Source organism: Streptococcus sp. HSISS2 (genome assembly GCF_000448665.1).
GTDB classification, from domain to species: domain Bacteria; phylum Bacillota; class Bacilli; order Lactobacillales; family Streptococcaceae; genus Streptococcus; species Streptococcus raffinosi.
In genome coordinates this window covers 963,629-965,531 of sequence record NZ_CM002133.1, presented here as the reverse complement: position 1 = coordinate 965,531, position 1,903 = coordinate 963,629, and the positions used below count along the sequence as shown (strand labels likewise).

Here is a 1,903-nt window from a genome sequence, read left to right as displayed (position 1 = left end):
TGGTAAAGACATCATGACAGCTGATGATACAGAAGGTTCTAAATACAGCCGTACATCTGGTCAGGTAACACTTGTAGCTAACAATCCAAAATTGACTTTGGATCAATCAGCTAAATTAAACGTTGAAATGGGTAAAATCCATGCCAACCAAAAATACCGTGCTTTGATTGTTGGTACAGCTGATGGTATCAAGAACTTTACATCTGATGCAGATGCAATCGCAGCAGGTTACGTGAAAGAAACAGACAGCAACGGTGTCTTGACTTTCGGTGCGAATGACATTAAGGGTTATGAAACATTTGATATGTCTGGTTTCGTAGCAGTTTGGGTTCCAGTTGGAGCTTCAGATGATCAAGATATTCGAGTAGCGCCTTCAACAGAAGCTAAAAAAGAAGGAGAGTTGACTCTTAAAGCGACTGAAGCTTATGATTCACAATTGATCTACGAAGGATTCTCTAACTTCCAAACTATTCCAGATGGTTCAGATCCTTCAGTTTATACTAACCGTAAGATTGCTGAAAATGTTGATTTGTTCAAATCATGGGGCGTAACATCATTTGAAATGGCACCTCAATTTGTTTCTGCTGACGATGGTACCTTCCTTGATTCAGTTATCCAAAATGGTTATGCCTTTGCAGACCGTTACGATCTTGCCATGAGTAAGAACAATAAATACGGTTCTAAAGAAGATTTACGAGATGCGCTTAAAGCACTTCACAAGGCTGGTATCCAAGCGATCGCTGACTGGGTTCCAGACCAAATTTACCAATTGCCAGGTAAAGAAGTCGTAACTGCAACTCGTACTGATGGTGCAGGACGTACGATTGCGGACGCTATCATCGACCATTCACTTTATGTGGCTAACTCTAAGTCATCAGGCAAAGATTACCAAGCTAAATACGGTGGTGAATTCTTGGCTGAACTTAAAGCTAAATACCCTGAAATGTTCAAGGTAAACATGATCTCAACTGGTAAACCAATTGATGATTCTGTTAAATTGAAACAATGGAAGGCCGAATACTTCAACGGAACAAACGTTCTTGAACGTGGTGTTGGCTACGTACTTAGCGATGAAGCAACTGGTAAATACTTCACAGTCACTAAAGATGGTAACTTCATTCCTCTTCAATTGACAGGTAAAGAAAAGGTTGTTACTGGATTCTCAAGTGATGGTAAGGGAATCACTTACTTCGGTACAAGTGGTACTCAAGCTAAATCTGCCTTTGTAACCTTCAATGGTAACACCTATTACTTCGATGCTCGTGGTCACATGATTACAAACGGTGAATACTCACCAAATGGTAAAGACGTTTATCGTTTCTTGCCAAACGGTATCATGTTGAGTAATGCCTACTATGTTGATGCTAATGGTAATACCTACCTTTACAACACTAAGGGTCAAATGTATAAGGGCGGTTACACTAAATTTGATGTTACTGAAACTAAAGACGGTAAAGAGTCTAAGGTTGTGAAATTCCGTTACTTCACTAATGAAGGTGTCATGGCCAAAGGTATTACGGTTATTGATGGCTTCACACAATACTTTGGAGAAGACGGTTTCCAAGCTAAAGATAAATTAGTAACCTTTAAAGGTAAAACTTATTACTTTGACGCACACACTGGTAATGCTATCAAGAACACTTGGAGAAACATTGAAGGTAAATGGTATCACTTTGATGAAAATGGTGTTGCCGCTACAGGTGCTCAAGTTATCAATGGTCAAAAACTTTACTTTAATGAAGATGGAAGTCAAGTTAAAGGTGGCGTTGTTAAGAATGCAGATGGTACTTATAGTAAGTACAAAGAAGGTTCTGGAGAATTAGTTACTAACGAATTCTTCACAACTGATGGAAATGTATGGTACTATGCAGGCGCTGACGGTAAGACTGTTACAGGTGCCTAC

1 protein-coding gene is annotated in these 1,903 nt (G+C 39.4%); it reads left to right on the top strand.

What is annotated here, in order from left to right; translation table 11 throughout:
* Positions 1–1,903, top strand: a 1,903-nt coding sequence (locus HSISS2_RS04260; RefSeq protein ID WP_276201978.1) for a glycoside hydrolase family 70 protein, incomplete at both ends; no start/stop codon positions are given.